Source organism: Peristeroidobacter agariperforans, assembly GCF_004138335.1.
Classification (GTDB): Bacteria; Pseudomonadota; Gammaproteobacteria; order Steroidobacterales; family Steroidobacteraceae; genus Steroidobacter; species Steroidobacter agariperforans.
On the sequence record NZ_RYFW01000003.1, the window covers coordinates 389,481 to 409,647 of the forward strand.

Annotated in this window: 19 protein-coding genes; 14 read left to right on the forward strand and 5 right to left on the reverse strand. The window is 62.6% G+C overall.

Annotated features, from left to right (window positions below):
* Nucleotides 1-80: 80 nt before the first annotated feature.
* Nucleotides 81-1,295, forward strand: coding sequence for a DUF2254 domain-containing protein (locus EK373_RS23880; protein ID WP_157994511.1), 1,215 nt, complete (start codon nucleotides 81-83; stop codon nucleotides 1,293-1,295).
* Nucleotides 1,296-1,373: 78 nt separating this feature from the next.
* A complete protein-coding gene (gene chrA / locus EK373_RS23885; protein ID WP_129646659.1) occupies nucleotides 1,374-2,786 on the forward strand; it encodes a chromate efflux transporter in 1,413 nt (470 codons plus the stop codon).
* On the opposite strand, the gene wrbA is transcribed toward chrA, so the two are convergent.
* The 3 genes from wrbA to EK373_RS23900 all read right to left on the reverse strand — a co-directional run bounded on the left by wrbA (nucleotide 2,783) and on the right by EK373_RS23900 (nucleotide 7,166).
* Nucleotides 2,783-3,385, reverse strand: a complete 603-nt coding sequence (gene wrbA / locus EK373_RS23890) for an NAD(P)H:quinone oxidoreductase (protein ID WP_129646661.1) — start codon at nucleotides 3,383-3,385, stop codon at nucleotides 2,783-2,785. The genes chrA and wrbA overlap by 4 nt on opposite strands.
* A 190-nt stretch (nucleotides 3,386-3,575) precedes the next feature.
* Complete coding sequence (locus EK373_RS23895; RefSeq protein ID WP_129646663.1) at nucleotides 3,576-5,543, reverse strand: acetyl/propionyl/methylcrotonyl-CoA carboxylase subunit alpha; 1,968 nt, start codon at nucleotides 5,541-5,543, stop codon at nucleotides 3,576-3,578.
* Nucleotides 5,544-5,561: 18 nt separating this feature from the next.
* A complete protein-coding gene (locus EK373_RS23900) occupies nucleotides 5,562-7,166 on the reverse strand; it encodes a carboxyl transferase domain-containing protein (protein WP_129646664.1) in 1,605 nt (534 codons plus the stop codon).
* 117 nt (nucleotides 7,167-7,283) lie between these two features.
* Here EK373_RS23900 and EK373_RS23905 point away from each other — a divergent pair, with 117 nt between their 5' ends.
* From EK373_RS23905 to EK373_RS23920, 4 genes are all read left to right on the forward strand, one after another.
* Nucleotides 7,284-7,895 carry a TetR/AcrR family transcriptional regulator gene (locus tag EK373_RS23905; RefSeq protein ID WP_129646666.1) on the forward strand — a complete coding sequence of 204 codons (612 nt, stop codon included), beginning with the start codon at nucleotides 7,284-7,286 and terminating at the stop codon, nucleotides 7,893-7,895.
* The gene (locus tag EK373_RS23910) at nucleotides 7,895-8,314 is read left to right on the forward strand and encodes a secondary thiamine-phosphate synthase enzyme YjbQ (RefSeq protein ID WP_129646668.1); all 420 of its coding nucleotides are present in this window, start codon (nucleotides 7,895-7,897) and stop codon (nucleotides 8,312-8,314) included. Before EK373_RS23905 ends, EK373_RS23910 begins: the two co-directional genes overlap by 1 nt.
* 138 nt (nucleotides 8,315-8,452) lie before the next feature.
* Nucleotides 8,453-9,676, forward strand: coding sequence for an MFS transporter (locus EK373_RS23915; protein ID WP_232831202.1), 1,224 nt, complete (start codon nucleotides 8,453-8,455; stop codon nucleotides 9,674-9,676).
* A gap of 8 nt (nucleotides 9,677-9,684) precedes the next feature.
* Nucleotides 9,685-10,497, forward strand: a complete 813-nt coding sequence (locus tag EK373_RS23920; RefSeq protein ID WP_129646670.1) for an AraC family transcriptional regulator — start codon at nucleotides 9,685-9,687, stop codon at nucleotides 10,495-10,497.
* Here the strand turns inward: EK373_RS23920 and EK373_RS23925 are convergent.
* On the reverse strand, nucleotides 10,466-11,668 hold the full coding sequence (locus EK373_RS23925; protein WP_129646672.1) for an HD-GYP domain-containing protein: 1,203 nt from the start codon (nucleotides 11,666-11,668) through the stop codon (nucleotides 10,466-10,468). The genes EK373_RS23920 and EK373_RS23925 overlap by 32 nt on opposite strands.
* 220 nt (nucleotides 11,669-11,888) lie before the next feature.
* Entirely contained in the window at nucleotides 11,889-12,746 is an 858-nt protein-coding gene (locus EK373_RS23930) for a S1 family peptidase (protein WP_129646674.1), read from the reverse strand.
* A gap of 174 nt (nucleotides 12,747-12,920) precedes the next feature.
* Here EK373_RS23930 and EK373_RS23935 point away from each other — a divergent pair, with 174 nt between their 5' ends.
* From EK373_RS23935 to EK373_RS23970, 8 genes are all read left to right on the forward strand, one after another.
* On the forward strand, nucleotides 12,921-13,448 hold the full coding sequence (locus EK373_RS23935) for an MOSC domain-containing protein (protein ID WP_129646676.1): 528 nt from the start codon (nucleotides 12,921-12,923) through the stop codon (nucleotides 13,446-13,448).
* A gap of 246 nt (nucleotides 13,449-13,694) precedes the next feature.
* Nucleotides 13,695-15,467: a phosphomethylpyrimidine synthase ThiC gene (gene thiC, locus EK373_RS23940; RefSeq protein ID WP_269813717.1), complete on the forward strand. Its 1,773-nt coding sequence runs from the start codon at nucleotides 13,695-13,697 to the stop codon at nucleotides 15,465-15,467.
* Between the two features lie 5 nt (nucleotides 15,468-15,472).
* Nucleotides 15,473-16,468: an FAD-dependent oxidoreductase gene (locus tag EK373_RS23945; protein ID WP_129646680.1), complete on the forward strand. Its 996-nt coding sequence runs from the start codon at nucleotides 15,473-15,475 to the stop codon at nucleotides 16,466-16,468.
* Nucleotides 16,452-16,649 carry a sulfur carrier protein ThiS gene (gene thiS / locus EK373_RS23950; protein ID WP_129646682.1) on the forward strand — a complete coding sequence of 66 codons (198 nt, stop codon included), beginning with the start codon at nucleotides 16,452-16,454 and terminating at the stop codon, nucleotides 16,647-16,649. The genes EK373_RS23945 and thiS overlap by 17 nt, the downstream gene beginning before the upstream one ends.
* 1 nt (nucleotide 16,650) lies before the next feature.
* A complete protein-coding gene (locus EK373_RS23955) occupies nucleotides 16,651-17,421 on the forward strand; it encodes a thiazole synthase (RefSeq protein WP_129646684.1) in 771 nt (256 codons plus the stop codon).
* Nucleotides 17,418-18,026, forward strand: a complete 609-nt coding sequence (locus EK373_RS23960; protein WP_129646685.1) for a thiamine phosphate synthase — start codon at nucleotides 17,418-17,420, stop codon at nucleotides 18,024-18,026. The genes EK373_RS23955 and EK373_RS23960 overlap by 4 nt, the downstream gene beginning before the upstream one ends.
* A gap of 1 nt (nucleotide 18,027) precedes the next feature.
* On the forward strand, nucleotides 18,028-18,786 hold the full coding sequence (locus tag EK373_RS23965; protein WP_129646687.1) for a hydroxymethylpyrimidine/phosphomethylpyrimidine kinase: 759 nt from the start codon (nucleotides 18,028-18,030) through the stop codon (nucleotides 18,784-18,786).
* 27 nt (nucleotides 18,787-18,813) lie between these two features.
* Nucleotides 18,814-20,136 (forward strand): carboxylesterase family protein, encoded by a 1,323-nt coding sequence (locus tag EK373_RS23970; RefSeq protein ID WP_129646689.1) that lies wholly within the window; start codon nucleotides 18,814-18,816, stop codon nucleotides 20,134-20,136.
* Nucleotides 20,137-20,167: the final 31 nt, after the last annotated feature.

Consider the following 20,167-nt stretch of genomic DNA (forward strand, 5'->3'; position numbering starts at 1 on the left):
ACTCGGACCCAAAGCACGCATCCGCGACTTAAGCGGTAATGAACCGCCATGGACCCAGACGCACGCAACCATTCTCTCGCTTGTCCAAGGGCTTGTGGTTCATTCCACTGATGTGCGTGATCGCGGGCGTGGGTCTCTCGTTCGGTACGATCGCGATCGACAAGGCGTTCGACTACGAACTCGTGCCCGAGTCCATCAGCGGCGGTCCAGACTCGGCTTTGGAAATTCTTGGGACGGTTGCGGCGTCCATGGTCAGTCTCGCCGCGCTCGTGCTCACGATCACCATGGTCGTCGTGCAACTCGCCATGGGTCAATTCTCGCCGCGAATCGTTCAGCGGATTTTGCAGGACAAGCCCAGTCAGTTCGCCGTCGGCGTGTTCGTGGGTACGTTCGCGCATGCGATGCTGACGCTCCGCGAGGTGCAGACGGATGGCGGGGGCACCGTCCCAGGACTCGCTGTTGTGGTTGCCTTCGTGCTGGTCGTCGTCAGCATCATTGTGCTGGTGTGGTATGTGAATCACATCGGGCGCAAGCTGCGGGTGTCGGCGCTGATCGAGCTGGTGGGCAGCGATGTGCGCAGTCTGCTCGATGCGCATTATCCGAATGTGAGCATGCGGCGCGAGTTCGAACGACCGACGATCTGCGCGCCACACTCAGGCGTCGTGGTCGAGATCAATCACCGTGCGCTGGTGCAGATTGCAGAGGCCAGTCATTGCGTACTCACGCTCCGGCCGATGCTCGGTGAGTTCGTGCCGGCGGACTCCCCGTTGTTTGAAGTTGCCGGCTCACCGGAACGTCTCGATGAGAAAGCGGTAGTACGCTGCATAGTACTTGGGATGGAGCGCACGCTCGATCAGGATATGGCCTATGGCTTGCGCATGTTGGTCGACATCGCCGAGCGATCGTTATCCGATTCTCCCTTTCTCGATCCGACCACGGCGGTGCAGTCGATCGACCGCTTGCACGATTGCTTGCGTCAACTGGCGTCACGCTCGTTCCCCGACGGGCGGTATCGCGACGACCAGGGCGTGGTGCGCTTGGTGACTCGAGTGATGTCGTGGGACGACTACGTCCACCTCGCATTCGACGAAATCCGCATGGCGGGCGCCGGATCGCCGCAGATTGCGCGCCGCATGCGCGCAGCACTGGAAGACTTGCTCACAGTCGCTCCACCGGAGCGTCGAGCCCCGCTTCAACAGCAGCTCGAGTTATTGCGGTCTGGCTCTCAAGCGGCAATCAGCGAGGCGAGTGATCGTAAGCGTTCCTTGCGAGGCGATGCTCGCGGCATGGGTTGACCCATTTGTAACCGATCGATGTTCGATTTGGACGCTGCGCCCTACGAGGCTTGACCAACGCCAGGCTGCTGACCATAAATGGCGGCCGTGAGCACCACCACCGCGCCCGATTCCAATTCTTCCTCAACAGCTAGCGTTGCTGGCTCGGTGTCTTTTGCCGAGGCGCTCAGAGTCTGGACTCGCATCGGCTGGCTGAGCTTCGGCGGCCCCGCGGGGCAGATCGCGCTCATGCATCGTGAGCTGGTGGAGCAACGGCGCTGGATCAGTGAGTCTCGATTTCTCCATGCCTTGAACTACTGCATGCTGTTGCCCGGTCCGGAGGCACAGCAACTCGCGACTTACATCGGCTGGCTGATGCACCGAACCTGGGGCGGCATCGTGGCCGGTGCGCTGTTTGTCATACCCGGCGTCCTTGCGATGCTGTTGCTGAGCTGGCTGTACGTTCGCTATTCCGGCGTCGCAGCGATGACTGTCGTGTTCTTCGGGCTCAAGGCCGCTGTCCTCGCGATCGTCGTATCAGCGGTCCTGCGCATCGGCAGTCGGGCGCTGAAGAACAGTTTCATGGTCGGGATTGCGGCCGCAGCCTTCGTCACGATCTGGGCTTTTCACGTGCCGTTTCCGCTCGTCGTGCTGGGCGCGGCCTTGATCGGCTTCTTTGCCAGCAAGTACGTCTCGTCCAATTCGCACGGCTCTGCGTCCGAGGTGGCCGATGACGGTGAGTACATCGTCGATCGCATGCACGCCGAGGGCCACCTCTCGCACGCACAGCCCTCGACGCGTCGAGCTGTTGTCGTAACGATTACCTGTATCGCCTTGTGGCTGGCGCCAGTCGCAGCAGTGGCGGTGTGGCTTGGATCCCAGCACGTCCTGGTGAAAGAGGGCGTGATGTTCAGTCAAACTGCAGTCGTCACATTCGGCGGCGCCTACGCCGTGCTTGCGTACGTAGCGCAACGAGCCGTCGAACATCTGCAGTGGCTGCAGCCTGGCGAAATGATCGATGGCCTGGCGCTTGCGGAAACGACGCCGGGCCCGCTGATCATGGTGCTGCAGTTCGTCGGCTTCCTCGCCGCTTATCGATTCGCCGAACCACTCAACCCCTGGGTAGCCGCGACGCTCGGCGCGCTGCTGACGACTTGGGTCACGTTCCTGCCGTCGTTTCTTTTTATTTTTCTCGGCGCGCCTTACATGGAGTCACTGCGCCGCCATCGCGGCTTGAACGCGGCGCTGTCCTGCGTCACCGCAGCGGTCGTCGGCGTGATTCTGAATCTATCGATCTGGTTTGCGATTCACACGCTGTTCGGTCGCGTGCATCGCATCGACGCCGGCCCGATGCAGCTCGATGTGCCGGAGTGGGCAACCATCGAGCCGGGTGCCGTGCTGCTGAGCCTCGCCGCGTTCATCGCATTGACGCGTTACAAGCTCAGCATGGTATGGGTGCTGCTGGGCTGTGTGCTCGTCGGCGGGGCGTACTGGTGGGTCCGCTTCGCTTAGCGCCCCGCGAGCTTCGCTGCGATCTCCGCGACGTGCTTGCCCTGGTAGCGCGCGCCTTCCAATTCAACTTTCGAAGGTTGCCGGCTGCCATCGGTGCCAGCAATCGTCGACGCGCCATACGGAGTGCCGCCCATGACTTCGCTGACGCCCATCTGTCCCTGATACGCGTACGGCAGGCCGACGATGATGAAACCCAGGTGCAGCAGCACGGGATGGAATGTCAGGATGGTCGACTCCTGGCCGCCGTGCTGGGTGTTCGATGACGAGAACACCGAGCCGACCTTGCCGACCAGCGCGCCTTTCAGCCAAAGCCCTCCGGTCTGATCGATGAAGGTCTTCATCTGCGCCGTCATGTTGCCGTAGCGGGTGCCGGTGCCAAAGATGATCGCGTCGTATTGGGGCAGCTCATCGACGGTGGCGATCGGCGCCGGCTGGTCCAGCTTGAAGCCGGACTTGCGTGCCACATCTTCGGGCACTGTCTCGGGGACGCGTTTGACCGCCACCTCAGCGCCAGCGGAGCGAGCGCCCTCGGCGACTGCGTTCGCCATCTGTTCGATGTGGCCATACGAGGAGTAGTAGAGAACCAGGACCTTTGCCATGACACGCTCCGAGCCGACGCGAGACCCGTGGAACGCAAGGCCCGCTCATTGGTTCCAGTGTCGGCGATGGCACATACCTATGGCGTGTACGCCCGTGCGGTTATTCGGGCGTGGGGCACCGATTATCGTCCTGGCCGCATCGAGCGGCATCGCGCTCACACCAGGTTCGATGTGAGCGCGGTACTGGCCGTCAGGCGCTGGCCTGAAAGTCCACCAGCGGCACGCCTTCCTTCACTTGATCGCCGGCATTGCACAGGTAGCTCACCAGCTTGCCCTTGCTCGGCGCAAACACGGTCAGCTCCATCTTCATGGCTTCCATCACGAGCAGCGGCGCGCCCTTCGCGATTTCCGCGCCAGGCTCGGCGAGCAGGGCGATGATCTTGCCTGGCATCGGAGCGGTCAGTCCGCCCTGAGCTTCTTCGGCCTCACCCGCGTGCACCAGCGGATCGACGTAGGTGAGCACATGCTGGTGGCCGCGCACGAACACGTGCATCTGCTCGCCGGATTTCACGACGGCGGTGTTGATGTGACGCTGGCCAATCGTGATACGCAGATCCGAATTGGATGTGCGTTGCACGCGCGCAGGCTCGTCATCGATGACGTAGCCGCTTGCTGTGTAGCGAACTGAAACGGCCGCGCTCTGTTCGCCGACGGAGAACTGCAAGGACCGGTTCTGCGCGCCATTGATTCGCCAGCCGTCGGTGACGCTCCACGGAGACCTCGATTGCGCGGCTTGTTCGCGTTCGGCAGCGAGCTGCGCGAGGGCGGCGACCTCAAATATTTCCTTCGGCAGCTCGCCAGCGGCCGGAATCAGCGTGGCGCGCTCGCGCTCGATCAGGCCCGTGTCGACGCGACCTTCGCGAAATGCCGCGTGCCCAACCAGCCGCGACAGGAAGTTCACATTGTGACCGACGCCAACGATGCGTGTCTCCGCCAACGCACCGAGCATGCGCTCGATCGCCGCCTCACGGGTGCGATCCCAAACGATGAGCTTTGCGATCATCGGGTCGTAGTGCGGCGTGATTTCATCGCCTTGCTCGACGCCCGTGTCGAGTCGCACGTGAGCGGAAGGCGTCGGCGTTTTGAAGTAGGCGAGCCGACCCACCGAAGGCAGGAAACCTTTCTCCGGTTCTTCGGCGTAGATGCGGACTTCGATCGAATGTCCGTTCAGGGGCACCTGGTCCTGCGTCAACGGCAAGTCCTCGCCCGCGGCGACGCGCAGCTGCCATTCGACCAGGTCGAGGCCGGTGATCATTTCGGTGACCGGGTGCTCGACCTGCAGGCGCGTGTTCATTTCCATGAAATAGAAATTGCCCTGCGAGTCGGCGATGAACTCCACGGTGCCGGCGCCGACATATCCGACGGCGCGCGCGGCGTCGCAAGCGGCTTTGCCCATCGCCAATCGCTGAGTGGCGTTTACGCTGGGAGCGGGCGCCTCTTCGACGACCTTTTGATGTCGGCGCTGGGCCGAGCAGTCGCGCTCGTTGAGGCTGATCGTGTGGCCGGCCTTGTCGGCGAACACCTGGATCTCGATGTGGCGCGGCTGCTGGAGATACTTTTCGATGAGGACATTGTCGTCGCCGAATGACGTGCGAGCTTCGCGCTGACATGAAGCGAGCGCCGCGGCGAACTCATTCGGTGCGTTGACGACGCGCATGCCTTTGCCGCCGCCGCCCGCGGAAGCTTTGATCAGCACCGGATAACCGATGCGATCGGCCTCACGCTGCAACAACGCCGGATCTTGATCGGCGCCGTGGTAGCCAGGCACCAGCGGCACCTTGGCCTGTTGCATGAGCGCCTTGGCGGCGGACTTCAGGCCCATGGCCCGAATGCTCTTCACCGGCGGGCCGATGAACACGATGCCGTTCTCTTCACACGCGTGCGCGAAGCTCTCGTTCTCGGAGAGGAAGCCGTAGCCCGGATGCACCGCCTGCGCACCGGATTGCTTGCAAACTTCGATGATGCGATCGATGCGGAGATAGCTCTCGCGCGAGGCGGCAGGGCCGACGCAATAGGCTTCATCGGCGAGTCGGACGTGGCGCGCGCCGGCATCGGCTTCGGAATAAACAGCGACCGTGCGGATGCCCAGCTTGCGACAAGTGGCGATGACCCGGCATGCAATCTCGCCGCGATTGGCGATCAGGATTTTTGTGAACATGTTGTTTCCAATCCTTGCTTACATGCGGAACACGCCAAAGCGCGTGTCGCTCACCGGAGCATTGGCCGCAGCCGCGAGACCCAGGCCCAGCGTGCGCCGTGTTTGTGCGGGATCGACGATGCCGTCGTCCCAGAGGCGTGCGGTGGCGTAGTAGGCACTGCCTTGCGCATCGAACTGCGCCTTGGTCGGCGCTTTAAAGGCTTCTTCCTCGGCCGTGCTCCACTGTTTGCCCTGAGCTTCGAGGGCGTCACGGCGCACTGTCGCGAGCACATTGGCCGCTTGCTCGCCGCCCATCACGGAGATCTTCGAATTCGGCCAGGTCCACAGGAAGCGGGGCGAGTAGGCGCGACCGCACATGCCGTAGTTGCCGGCGCCGTAGGAGCCGCCGATCAACACGGTGAACTTCGGCACCTGCGCCGTCGCAACCGCCGTCACCATCTTCGCGCCGTGACGAGCGATGCCTTCGTTCTCGTATTTGCGGCCGACCATGAAGCCGGTGATGTTCTGCAGGAACACCAACGGAATGCGACGCTGGCAGCACAGCTCGATGAAGTGCGCCGCCTTTTGTGCGGACTCGGAGAACAGCACGCCGTTGTTGGCGATGATGCCGACCGGATAGCCATACACGTGCGCGAATCCCGTGACCAGCGTGTTGCCGAAGCGCGCTTTGAATTCGTCGAAGCGCGAACCGTCGACGATGCGAGCGATCACTTCACGCACATCGAACGGCTTGCGAGTATCGGCTGGGATGACGCCGTACAGTTCTTCAGGGTCGTACAGCGGATCCTCGACCGACTGCGGCTGAAACAACGTTTGGCGAGGACCGAGATTGCCGACGATGCGACGAACCAGCGCCAGTGCGTGATGATCGTTCTCGGCGAGATGATCGGCGACGCCGGAGATGCGAGTGTGGACATCGCCGCCGCCCAGGTCTTCAGCGCTCACGACTTCGCCCGTTGCGGCTTTCACCAGCGGCGGGCCACCCAGGAAGATCGTGCCTTGATTGCGAACGATCACGGCTTCATCGCTCATCGCTGGCACATAGGCGCCGCCGGCGGTGCACGAGCCCATCACGCAAGCGATCTGCGGGATGCCGAGCGAGGACAGGTTCGCCTGGTTGTAGAAGATGCGGCCGAAATGTTCCTTGTCCGGAAACACTTCATCCTGCATGGGCAGGAATGCGCCGCCGGAGTCGACGAGATACACGCAGGGCAGGCGGTTCTCACGCGCGATTTCCTGCGCGCGCAAATGTTTCTTTACGGTGATCGGATAGTACGTGCCGCCTTTGACGGTCGCGTCGTTGCCGACGATGACGCATTCGCGGCCATTGATACGGCCGACGCCAGCGACTGCGCCCGAGCTGGCGACTTCGCCGCCATACATTCCGAAGGCGGCCAGGGCAGAGAGTTCGAGAAACGGGGTGCCCGGATCGAGCAGCAGATCGATACGATCCCGGACCAGGAGCTTGCCGCGGGAGGTGTGCTTCTGCCGGGCGCTTTCGGAGCCGCCCAAAGCGACGGTGGCGGTCCGCTCGCGCAATTCATCGACTAGCGCCCGCAGGGCGGCGCTGTTGGCGCGGTATTCGTCGCTGCTGGTCCGCAGCTTGGAAGCAATTACGTTCATGAAACCCCTGTTGGCCGCGGTGTCTCGGTCCGGTAGGCATTGTAGGAGGGGGCAGGCAAGAAGTGAATGGCGATTCACAAAAAAAATCGCAATTCACTTCATGCTAGGATCCGGTCCATGAGCTACAAGCGATCCTTCCTCATGGAGGAGCGCCTGGCCGATAACCGCCAGCGCATCCTCAAGGCGGCGCGCGCCCTGGTTGCCGAGGGCGGGTTCAATCACGCCTCCATTGCCGCCGTGGCCTCGAGTGCCGGGCTGTCGGCCGGGGCCATCTATCGTTACTTTCCGTCCAAGTCGGCGCTATTCGTCGAAGTGCTCACCAGCGCCATCGATCACGAAATCGCAATCCTGCAGCAGATCGTCAAAGGTGAGGGCGATGTGACGGCGCGGCTGCGGGCCTGCGTGGAATCGTTTGCGAATCGCGCGCTCGAAGGGCCGTATCTGGCTTATGCGTTTATCGCCGAGCCGGCCGAGCAGGAAGTCGACGAGGCGCGTCTGCTAGGACGCATTCGGTTCGGCGAAGTGTTCAAGTCGTTGTTGATCGAGGGCGTCGAGAAGCGGGAATTCCCGGCTCAATCCATCGATATCGGCGCGGCTTGTATCGTCGGCGCCTTCACCGAAGCATTGATCCGGCCAATCGCACCCCGGGCCAAGCGGGACGGGCGGGCGGAACTGGTGGAGGGCATCGTGGCGTTCTGTTTACGGGCCGTCGGTGCCAAGATTTCCTGATGCGTCAGTTCAGCCACGTTCTTTCGATTCGCACCACCCGTCGCGGCTTGGTCGAGTTCACGCGGGAAGTGCGATCGTGGGTGAGCGCTCAGCAAGTCACCACCGGCTTGCTCACGGTCTTTTGCAAGCACACCTCGGCGTCGTTGCTGATACAGGAGAACGCGGCCCGCGAGGTGCGCACCGATCTGGAAGGGTTCTTCGAGCAGATCGCGCCGGAGGATCCGGGCCGCTATGAGCACGATGACGAAGGGCCCGACGACATGCCGGCGCATCTGCGCACGGCATTGACCCAAGTGCAGTTATCCATCCCCGTGCTCGATGGCGAACCAGCGCTCGGCACCTGGCAGGGTATCTACCTGTTCGAGCACCGTCAGCGGCCGCACCAGCGGGAAATCGTCCTGCACTTGCTGGGCGAGTAGGCTGCCCGACACGGGTTGTCCGTTTCGCGACGAAAGGTGTCAATCTTGTTAGGGACGCCGCGTCGCGGACTCCTTACACTTGCACCCGATCCGCTGCGGACAGTGCCGTCGGCAGCGATTTCTCCCTGGGAGCACCCTTTGAATTCTTCGGCCGAGGCTCGCGATCCTGCCGGTTGGCGGGACGAGACCGCTTTCCCCGTGATCATTGCGATCAGCTGCTGCCACTTGTTGAACGACACGATGCAGTCGCTGTTGCAAGGCTCGTATCCCGCACTCAAGGCGAGCCACCACCTGACGTTCGCGGAGCTGGGCTGGATCTCGCTGGCGTATCAGCTGACGGCGTCGATGCTTCAGCCCGTCGTCGGTTATGTCGCCGACCGCCGGCCCGCGCCGTTCTCGCTGCCGGCAGGCACGTTGTTCACAGCACTGGGACTGCTGGTGATTTCACTGGCGAGCAACTTCGAATGGCTGCTCGTCGGCGCGGCGATGCTGGGCATGGGCTCGTCGGTGTTTCATCCCGAGGCGTCACGCGTTGCTCGCATGGCAGCGGGCGGCCGGCATTCGCTGGCGCAGTCGTTGTTTCAACTGGGCGGCAACGCTGGCCAGGCCATCGGCCCGCTGTTCGCAGCGCTGGTGGTCGTGCAGTGGGGGCAATCGAGCCTCGGAGCGTTTGCGCTGGTGACGCTGGTGTCGACGGCCATCCTTTGGAACGTTGGCGTTTGGTACAAGCACCACGGGTTGCCTCGGTTGCAGCGTGCGCATGCGCCACGCAAGCAGGACTCGCCCATTCCGCGAGCGACGGTCGTGCGAGGCATGACCATCCTGCTGCTGCTGATCTTTTCCAAATACGCCTACATGTCGAGCCTGACCAACTACTACACGTTTTATCTGATCGAGCGCTTCCAGATGGGCGTCGTCGAAGCTCAGGTGCATTTGTTCCTGTTCCTCGGCTCGATCGCGGTGGGCACGCTGCTCGGCGGTTACTTCGGCGATCGTTTCAGCCGCAAGGCAGTGATCCAATTCTCGGTGCTCGGCGCCTTGCCGTTCACCCTCATGCTGCCGTTCGTGAGCCTGGCGTGGACCGAAGTGCTCACCGTGGTGATCGGGCTCACGATTGCCTCTGCGTTCCCGGCCATCGTCGTGTTCGCACAGGAGCTGTTGCCGACGCGCGTCGGCATGATGTCCGGATTGATGTTTGGTTTCTCGTTCGGCATCGGCGGCCTGGCCGCGGCGTCGTTCGGACATCTGGCGGACGTATACGGCATCGCGCTGGTGTACAAGATCAGTGCTTTTTTGCCGCTGCTCGGCGTGCTCTCGCTCTGGCTGCCCGACGTGCAGCGGGCTAAAGCCGCTCAGCAATGAGCGCGTGCATGCCCGTCAACGGCTCAGCCTTGGCGATCGTGCGGAAACTGGAGGAAAGTCCGCAGGCGATCGTCGCGTTCGCGCGCGATTATCCGGCCGGCTATTTGATCGAGCGCCATCAGCACGACCGGGCGCAGCTCATCCACGCGTCCGCCGGCATCATGCGAGTCGATACCCCGAACGGCATCTGGGTCGTGCCGCCGATGCGCGCGATCTGGGTGCCCTCGCAAGTGCCTCACGAAATCCGAGCGAACAGCGCGGTGAAGATGCGCACGTTGTTCTTCCGTCCCGATGCTCGGAGCGACTTGCCGACGGAGTGCTGCGTCGTCGAAGTTACGCCGCTGCTGCGTGAAATGATTTTGCGAATGGTGGCGCTTACTGAAGCCGAGCCGCGCGTGCCGCCGTCGGATCATCTGATCGAACTGATCTTGAGCGAGATTCGAGAGATCGGAGCGTTGCCGCTGCACATTCCGATGCCGGAAGACACTCGTGTGCGTCGCATTTGCCAGGCAATCCTGCAAGACCCTTCGGACTGCAGGACGAGCGCGGAGTGGGGTGCAACGGTGGGCGCGAGCTCACGCACGCTCGAGCGTTTGTTTCACAAAGAGACGGGGATTACGTTCGGCTCGTGGCGTCGGCAAGCGCGATTGCTTGCGGCCATGACGCAGCTCGCGGCCGGTCGGCCAGTCGGGAATGTCGCCGGCGATCTCGGCTACGACAGTCCGAGCGCTTTCACTGCGATGTTCAAGCGGGTGTTGGGCCACCCGCCGAGTCAGTTCTGTCCGTCACTCACGCAACGTGAGTTGCCCACAGATCGTTGAGATAGCCGAAGCTCCAGTTCTCCGGCGGCTCACGCGCCACGATCTTGTCGGTGACGTGCGATTCGGTCAGGTCCACCAGCTTGGGCTCGAACGGCATGCCCGACTTGGTGGAGAAGAACAGCTTCACTTTCGGCGCGGTGAGCTTGGTGGGGTTCTGTTCCACGACCACGCCCAGCTTGCCGGACGCCATGCGCACCAGCGAGCCGACCGGATAGATGCCGATGGTCTTGATGAACGTCTGCAGGACCACCGAATCGAAATGACCTTCCCACGACGCCATGCGCGCGACCGATTCGGCCGGATCCCAGCCGGCCTTGTAGGGCCGATCTGAGGTGACGGCGTCGTAAACGTCGCAGACCGCGCTCATGCGGGCGATCAAAGAAATCCTGTCGGCGCTCAGCGCGTCGGGATAGCCCTTGCCGTCGATGCGCTCGTGATGATGACGGGCGACATCGAGCACGCGCTCATTGTCGACGCCGCTTTCCAGCAGCATCTCGTGGCCACGCACCGGATGCGACTTGATGATGGTGAACTCTTCGTCGGTCAGCTTGCCGGGCTTGTTGATGATCTCCTGGGGCATCACTGCCTTGCCGAGATCGTGCAGCAGCCCCGCCATGCCGGCATCGCGCAGTGTGGCCTCGTCGAGGCCGAGCTGCTTGCCGAGCGAGACCATCAGCGCGCACACCGACACAGAGTGCATGTAAGTGTATTCGTCGGCGGTTTTCAGCCGACACAGGCTGATCAGTGCGTGGGAGTTGCTGTCGACGGAATCGACGATGTCATTGACCAGCGGCGCGCACTCGCTCGTGTTGACGGCGTTGCCCATGCGCGCTTCGGCGAACAGAGAGTTGACCGCTTGCTTGGAGCGCTTCAACACATTGGCTGCGTTGTGCAACTCGTCGCCCATGGAGCGGCGGACTTTCGGTTTCGACGCCGACGGCGGCGCCGGAACGATTTCGATGACCGGCGTCTCGGCTTTGGGGCGCGCGACATCCAGGCCTTTGGAGGTATCGATCCAGCACTCGGCGAGGCCCGAAGCCTGCAGGCGAGCCAACGACTCCGCATCCACCAGGAAGCGGGTTTTCCAGAAGGAATGTTTGAGCCACGGTCCCTCGACCGAAGCCACGAACATCCCGGTTCGAACTTCAGATATGGCGATTTTTTTGAGCATTGGCGTCTGGCAGCAACGATGTCGCCACTGCGCGTTATCCGTCGTCTGATGGCCTGCATCGGCAGGCGCGGCGGAAAAATTACGGTGATCCCGTAGTAGATTTTGAGAGGTCCGTCGCAAAGCGGACGCGGCGACGGGAAAGGAGCAAGCGGGCCCGCCGGGGTTCAGGGCTTCCCTGAGCGGCGGGCCCGCGCGTTCGATTAACTGGTCCAGCAGGCGATCAAGGCAGCGGCACGACGCTCACCGTTTCGCCTTCGGGCACGTTGGCGAGAATAAACTCAATCAACTCGGCCTGGTCGGTGCGGTACGAGAAGTCGACGCCCGCGCAGACGTTGCTCGACAGGCCGAAGGACGTGATGCCGACGATCAGGTTCGAGCTCGAGCTGCCGTAGAACACCGGGCCGCCGGAATCGCCAAAGCAGGTACCGCCGCCGATGCCCGGGTTGTTCGTGGTCTGCAGATTGAAGCCGCCGTTGAGTGCGCTGCGCAGATTCACCAGCCGCGAGGAGGCCATGAGGCGCTCGCGGAACGAGATCGTCGTGGCCGGATTCGTATAGGTCAGACCGTAGCCACTCACGGTGAAATCGAGTGCTTGATGCCCGCGCCGGGTAGCGAGCGCGTCGAGCGATCCGGCCGCCGCGAGGACGCCGTATTCGCTCAGGTTGATGGGCTCATCCAGGATGAGCAGCGCCGCGTCGCGTGTATTTGGCAAGGGCTGCGGGTACCCATAGCTGATCAGCTCGCTGGAGGTCGTACAGGGCTGGCTCAGGCAGGTTTCCGGATAGCCCGTGACAGGATCGAGCTCGGTCTCCGGATCGTAGTTCGCGCCGGCATCCTGCTGGAAATAAACACGCGCGCTGGCAGCGCCTTCGATGCAATGGCCGGCGGTCAGAAACAATGACGGCGACAGCAGCGAGCCGGAACAGCGGCCGATGAACTCGCCCGACTCGTCATAGAACACGGCGAGCCCCACGAACGGATGCTGAAAGTCTTCGACGAATTTGCCAGTAATGGCCTGCGCCGGATGCGTCGCAAGCGTAGCGAGCAGCACAATGGTAAGTAGGTGGATCTTACGCACGGCTCATTCCCCCTCGGTTGTAGTGATCGCCGCGAATATGCGCTGGGCAAAAATTTACCCGCAAGTAGCGATTCTCCACATGGCCGAAGGAATGACGGAAGCTATGATGCCTAGCTGCTCGGACCGAGAAACATCGAAGCGCACGCCAATGTATACATTGGTACGATGCCCGACATGACTGAAGGCTTTCAGGTTTTGCTCTCGAGCGTGCCGCGGGTTGGCAGGGTTGAATGGATCGGTGTCCGTCCCGCGAGGCGCGAGCCCATGATCGTTGTCGACAGCGTGGCAGCACGCGAAGGTCGAGGGCTCAGCGGAGATCGATTCAGCGGCGGCGCGTCGAGCAAGCGACAGGTGACATTGATCCAGAGCGAGCATCTGTCGGTGATTGCCGAGCTCCTTGGCCAGGCTCGCATCGATCCTGCGCTGTTGCGACGGAACATTGTCGTCAGCGGCATCAATCTGCTGTCGCTGAACGGCGCGCAGTTCACGATCGGCGGCGCTCTGATGGAAGGTACCGGACCCTGCCATCCATGTTCGAGAATGGAGGAAACATTTGGGCCGGGTGGACACAGCGCGGTCCGCGGACACGGCGGAATCACGGCGCGTGTGCTCAGCGGAGGAATCGTCCGCATCGGCGAACCGGTCCGTTTTATCCGGCGCTCCGGGGGAGCGTCGGACAAGCAAAGCGAGCTGGCGTTTTGAACGCAGCTTGACGCACCTCGCGCGCAAAAGGTAACGTCGCGCTCGCTAGGGGAGTCCCTATAGGGGCTGAGAGGTCATTGGCGCTCGTGCGCGATATGGCGACCCTTACACCTGATCCAGGTCATGCTGGCGTAGGAAAGTCTGAGCGCGAAAGCGAGGGTCCCGGTCTCGATTGCTTTGGGGACGTCGCGTGGGCGCGTGCTTTAGTACACCGGGGCGGCGCTGGATCTCCACATGGAGAATCAGATGAACGCCACCACAGTCCCCGTCAGCACAGCCGCGCTGCCTTCCTCGCGAAAAGTCTACGAATCCGGCGTCTTGCACCCGCACATTCAAGTGCCGATGCGCGCTATCAAGCTGCACCCCTCGGCCAATGAGCCCGATGTAGTCGTCTACGATTCCTCCGGACCCTACACCGATCCTCGAGCAAACATTCAAATCGAGCGCGGACTGACACGCGTCCGCGAGCCGTGGATTCTTGCTCGCAGCGACGTCGAGCGTCACGAAGGTCAGCGCCGCATCGAATCGGCCATCACCGAGTTTCCTGTCAAGCAGCCACCGCTGCGTGCGAAAGCGGGCGCGGGTGTGACCCAACTGGCCTACGCACGCGCCGGCATCATCACGCCCGAGATGGAGTACGTGGCGATTCGAGAGAACGTCGGACGTGCCAAGCTCAGAGCGGCGGCCAATCGCGACGGCAACTCATGGGGCGCCAGCGTTCCGGAATACGTGACGCCTGAGTTCGTGCGCGCCGAAATCGCGGCGGGTCGCGCAATCATCCCTGCAAACATCAACCACCCGGAGTCCGAGCCGATGATCATCGGGCGCAACTTCCTGGTGAAGATCAATGCAAATATCGGCAACTCCGCCGTCTCTTCGAGCATGGCGGAGGAGGTCGACAAGATGGTGTGGGCGATTCGCTGGGGCGCAGACACCGTCATGGATCTGTCCACCGGCAAGAACATCCACAACATTCGCGAGTGGATCCTGCGCAATTCGCCGGTGCCCATCGGCACCGTGCCCATCTATCAAGCGCTGGAAAAAGTGGATGGCGTGGCCGAAGCGCTGACGTGGGAGGTCTTTCGCGACACGCTCATCGAGCAGGCAGAGCAGGGCGTCGACTACTTCACGATCCACGCGGGCGTGCGGCTCCAATACATCCCGCTGACGGCGAACAGAGTCACCGGCATCGTCTCGCGCGGTGGCTCCATTATGGCGAAGTGGTGCCTCGCCCATCATCGCGAGAGTTTCCTGTACGAGCACTTCGAGGAGATCTGCGAAATCTGCCGCGCTTACGATGTGAGCTTCTCGCTGGGCGACGGCTTGCGTCCGGGTTCGATCGCCGATGCCAACGACGCCGCGCAGTTCGCAGAGCTCAGGACGCTCGGCGAATTGACTCGCATCGCCTGGAAGCACGACTGCCAGGTGATGATCGAAGGGCCCGGCCACGTGCCGATGCACAAGATCAAAGAGAACATGGATGAGCAGCTCAAGCACTGCGCCGAAGCGCCGTTCTACACGCTCGGGCCGCTGACCACCGACATCGCACCGGGCTACGATCACATCACGTCGGCGATCGGCGCCGCCATGATCGGCTGGTTCGGCACGGCGATGCTCTGCTACGTCACGCCGAAGGAACATTTGGGCCTGCCGAACCGCGACGACGTCAAGACCGGCGTCATCACGTACAAGATCGCAGCGCATGCGGCAGATCTGGCCAAGGGCCATCCGGGCGCGCGAGACCGTGACGATGCCATCTCACGCGCGCGCTTCGACTTCCGGTGGGAAGATCAATTCAATCTCTCGCTGGATCCCGACACCGCCTGCGCCTTCCACGATGAAACCATGCCGCGTGAAGCGCACAAGCTTGCGCATTTCTGTTCGATGTGTGGCCCGAAGTTCTGCTCGATGCGCATCTCGCACGAGGTTCAAGCAGCGGCGCGCGAGTCGGGCATGAACGAGATGGCGGTGAAGTTTCGCGAGCAGGGCGAGATCTACGTTCGCTCAGAGCAGGCCTGAGCCACGTGCGTGTCTCGATCATTGGCGCCGGCGTCGCCGGCATGACCTGCGCCGTCGAGTTCGCCGAACGCGGCGTCGCCACCGAAGTGTTCGAGCAGGCCGACAGCTTCGGTCCGCAAAGCTGCTCGTGGTTCGCCGGCGGCATGCTCGCGCCCTGGTGCGAGTGTGATCATTCGGCCGATCTGGTCGCGACGTTTGGCGAGCGGAGCCTCGCGTGGTGGAAGAAACGGCTGCCGTCGTTGGTCCAGCACGGGAGCTTGTTGGTCGCGCACGGCCGACACGCATCGGCCCTGGTCGATCTCAGTCGGAGGACGACCCGATACGAATGGTTGGACGCGAGTGGCATTGGCGAGCTGGAGCCAGCGCTGGAACATCGTTTTCCGAAAGGTTTGTTCTTCAAGGATGAGAGCCACATCGATCCGCGCGAGGCACTGTCTTCTCTGGCAGACAGATTTGTTTCGTTGGGTGGGCGAATGCATTTCGGTGCTTCGGACGCCGCCGGGCCCGCGGGCGATCATGTAGTCATCGATTGCACCGGGCTGGCCGCGAGGGAGGCTCTACGGGAGCTTCGCGGGGTCAAAGGAGAAATGCTGGTGCTGCGGTCCAAAGAGATCACGCTCAATCGGCCGGTCCGCCTGGTCGATCCACGAATTCCAGCGTACATCGTGCCGCGCCCCAACGGCGTGTTCATGGTAGGGGCCAGCATGATCGAGAGCGACGATTCGAGCCGTGTCACGGCGAGGTCGGTGCTGGAGCTCCTCAGCGCCGCGTGTTCGTTACATCCGGCGTTCGCGGAGGCGGAGATTCTTGAGCTGGGCACGCAAGTGCGTCCGGCCTTTCCAGACAACATGCCGCGCATCGTGCGGCGAGCCGATCGCGTTTATATCAATGGCTTCTTCCGGCATGGATTTCTGCTCGCGCCCGCATTCGCGCAGATGGCTGCGGACGCCGTGTTGGCCGGCGAATCTTGTTCTCAGGTGGCTCATGAAGATTACGCTTAACGGCGTCGAGCGAGAGATCTCGGGAAACCTGCTGGATCAGGCGCTGCGCGAGTTGGGCTATTGCGACGGCGCCATCGCGACCGCGGTGAACGGCGAGTTCATTCCAAAGACTCAGCGGCTGGATATCGTCCTCAGCGAGGGCGATCGCATCGAAGTCGTGGCCCCGATGCAAGGAGGTTGACGTGCTTGTTTACGACACGAAGTTGAGCTCGCGCCTGCTGCTCGGAACGTCGCGATACCCCTCGCCGGCGGTGTTGACCGAGGCGGTCAAGGCGTCTGGGACTGACGTCGTCACTGTGTCGCTGCGGCGTGAATCGAGCAACGAACGTTCCGGGCAAGGGTTCTTCTCGATCATTCGCTCGCTGGGTGTCCGCGTGCTGCCGAACACCGCGGGCTGTCACTCGGTGAAGGAGGCGGTCACGACAGCGCACATGGCCCGCGAAGTGTTCGGCACGACCTGGGTCAAACTCGAAGTCATCGGCGATCGCACGATGTTGCAGCCAGACGTGTTCGGACTGGTGGAAGCCGCAAGAATTCTGTGCGACGACGGGTTCCAGGTCTTTCCATACACGACCGAAGATCTGGTCGTTGCTGACAAGCTGCTGGATGCGGGTTGTCGCGTGCTGATGCCGTGGGGCGCGCCAATCGGCTCGGGACAGGGCTTGAACAACATTCCCGGCTTGCGCGCCATGCGTGCCCGATTTGCCGAAGTGCCGTTGATCGTGGATGCGGGCATCGGCGTGCCATCGCACGCGGCGCGGGCCTTGGAGTTGGGCATGGACGGTGTGCTGATCAACACGGCGGTCGCGCGAGCAGGAGATCCCGTGGGAATGGCGCGGGCCTTTGCAGACGCCGTTAAGGCAGGTCATGCGGCATTTATCGCGCAGCCCATGCTGCCCAGTGACGTTGCGATTCCTTCGACGCCCGAAATCGGCCTGGCGCACCTGGTATGAAGCTCGATCCGTTTTATCTGATCGTCGACGACGTGTCGTGGCTGCGGCGGTTGCTGCCGGTCGGCGTGAAGCTGGTGCAGCTGCGAATCAAAGATAGATCGGACCCGGAGATTCGTGAGCAAGTAGTCGCGGCCAAGTCGCTGTGCGCGCGGACGGGCGCGTGCTTGATCGTCAATGATTATTGGCAGATTGCGCTCGATGAAGGTTGCGGCTTCGTGCACCTCGGACAGGCGGATCTCGATGAAGCGGACGTGCCAGCGTTGAAGAAAGCAGGCGTTCGTATCGGCATCAGTACGCATAGTCACGAGGAGCTGGAGCGAGCGCTGACGTTCGGTCCTGATTACATCGCGCTCGGGCCGGTTTATCCCACGACGTTGAAAGTGATGCCGTGGGCGCCGCAGGGGCTGGAGCGCATCGTGGAGTGGAAACGGCTGATCGCACCGATTCCGCTGGTTGCCATCGGCGGGCTCACGGTCGAGCGACTGCCGGATGTTTTCAAATCGGGCGCGAACAGCGCGGCGGTCGTTTCAGACGTTCTGAGACACGCCACGCCGGAGCTTAGGGCGCGTGAATGGATCGAGGCGACGCGCCAGGCAGCGAAGTAGCATGTCCAACGCGGCACATGTTCTTGTCATTGCTGGCACGGACTCCAGCGGTGGCGCCGGCCTGGTGCGGGACGTTGAAGTCATCACCGAGCTCGGCGCTCGCGCGTCTTGCGTCGTCACTGCCGTTACGGCGCAAACAAACAGTCGCGTTGAAGCCTCCTGCATGGTCGCGCCGGAGCTAGTGAGGCTGCAACTGCGCACAGCTCTGCGCTCGAACACCGTCAGCGCCATCAAGGTCGGCATGCTTGGCACGGGTGAGATCGTGCGTGCAATCCTCGATGAGTTGCCCGACAGGTGTCACATCCCGATCGTCGTGGATCCTGTGCTGCGCTCGACCTCGGGGGCGGCGCTGCTGGATCCAGAGGGTCTGCAATTGCTGCGAGATCGATTGTTGCCTCGATGTTCGCTCATGACCCCAAACTTGATCGAGGCCAGCGCGTTGCTCGGCGAGCACGTTGCTCGGACCGACTCGGAGCAAGCAGGGCAAGCACGAGCATTACTGCGCTTCGGTTCGGACGGCGTCCTGCTCAAAGGCGGGCATGGGACCGACGCGGATTCCGTGGACGTGCTTGTAGATCATGCCGGACCGCCGACCTTGCTTCGGGCCCGGCGCCTTGACGTAACCATGCGCGGCACGGGATGTGCGCTCAGCTCAGCCATCGCCGCACTGATGGCTTCGGGGGAACCCATGGAGTCTGCCTGCCAGCGAGCCAAGTCATACGTTCATGACAAGCTGTTGACCCTAAGCCCCGTCAGTTGAGCGGATCACATCGGCTATAGTTCGCCGATGACTTCTCCTTCCTTCGACGCACCGGCGGGCCGCATCATCGGCTGGCGCGACGGGCGGGTGATTCGTGCGACGGGTATCCGTTACGCCCGTGCGAGTCGATTTCAGCCGCCGACGCCCGAGCCTGCATCGCCGACCAGCATCGAGGCGACCGGGTGGGCGCCGGCCTGTGCACAGGCCGATCATCCGTTCGGCATGGGGCTGATGAAGTCGTCGCTGCGCACGCTCGCAACGACGGAAGATTGCCTGCGTTTGTCGGTTACGCGGCCTGACAACATTGCGCCCGGCGACCAGCGGCCCGTGATGGTGTGGATCCACGGTGGTTCGTATGTCTTTGGCGCAGGCGACGCGGCGATCTATGACGCTCGCGCGTTGGTGGAAGAACAGAGCGTCATCGTCGTTTCGATCACGTATCGGTTGGGGCTGCTGGGCTTTCTCGGCGGCTCCGGCGGGCGAGCTGCGAACGTCGGGTTGCTCGACATCATCGAAGCGCTGCGCTGGGTGAAAGCAAACATCGCGGCATTCGGGGGCGACGCGGACAACATCACCTTGTTCGGCCAGTCCGCGGGCGGCGACGCAATCGCTCATTTGATGATTGCAGACGGTGCGAAGGATCTGTTTCGACGGGCGATCATTCAGAGCGCGCCGTTGGGCATCAGTCTGGGTCGTCGCAAGATGTACGCAGCGATGATGAAGATTGCGGGCCATGTTGCTCACGATGCGCCCACCGACGACGTGATCGCCGCGCAAGCTTCGGTCGTCGCAGCGTCCGAAGGATTTGGCTGGCCGGCGAGCATGCCGTTCGGCACGCAGTATGGACATCATCCATTGCCGGCCGAGGAAGACGTGGACTCGGCATGGTCGCGATGTGCGCGCCATGTCGATGTGCTGATCGGCTCGACTGCAGAGGAGGGCTCGTTCTTCATCCCCATCATCGAGCCGCTGCGAAAACTTGCAGCGTTGCCGCTGCTCGGCAACACCATTCGTCGCACGGCCATCAGCACCATCACGCGAAAGGTGTACGCCACTGCGGCGGATCGCTTCGCGAAGCGTCACGCTCGGGCCGGCGGCCGCGCCTACACGTACAAGATCCACTGGGGTTCGAAGACCAATCGACTGGGCGCGACGCACGCCATCGACCTGCCGCTGTTGTTCGGTGAGGAAAAGACCTGGCACGACGCCGATCTGGTGGCAGGGCTGAGCTGGCCCGAGGTGCACGCCACTGCCCAGAAAGTCCGCGCATTATGGTCACTGTTTGCACGCACCGGCAGCTTGGACGCGGGCGTGATCGATCCGGCGCTGGTGAGCTTCCGCAAGGCGTAGCACCCACACTCCAACGATTGGCATCGCTGCG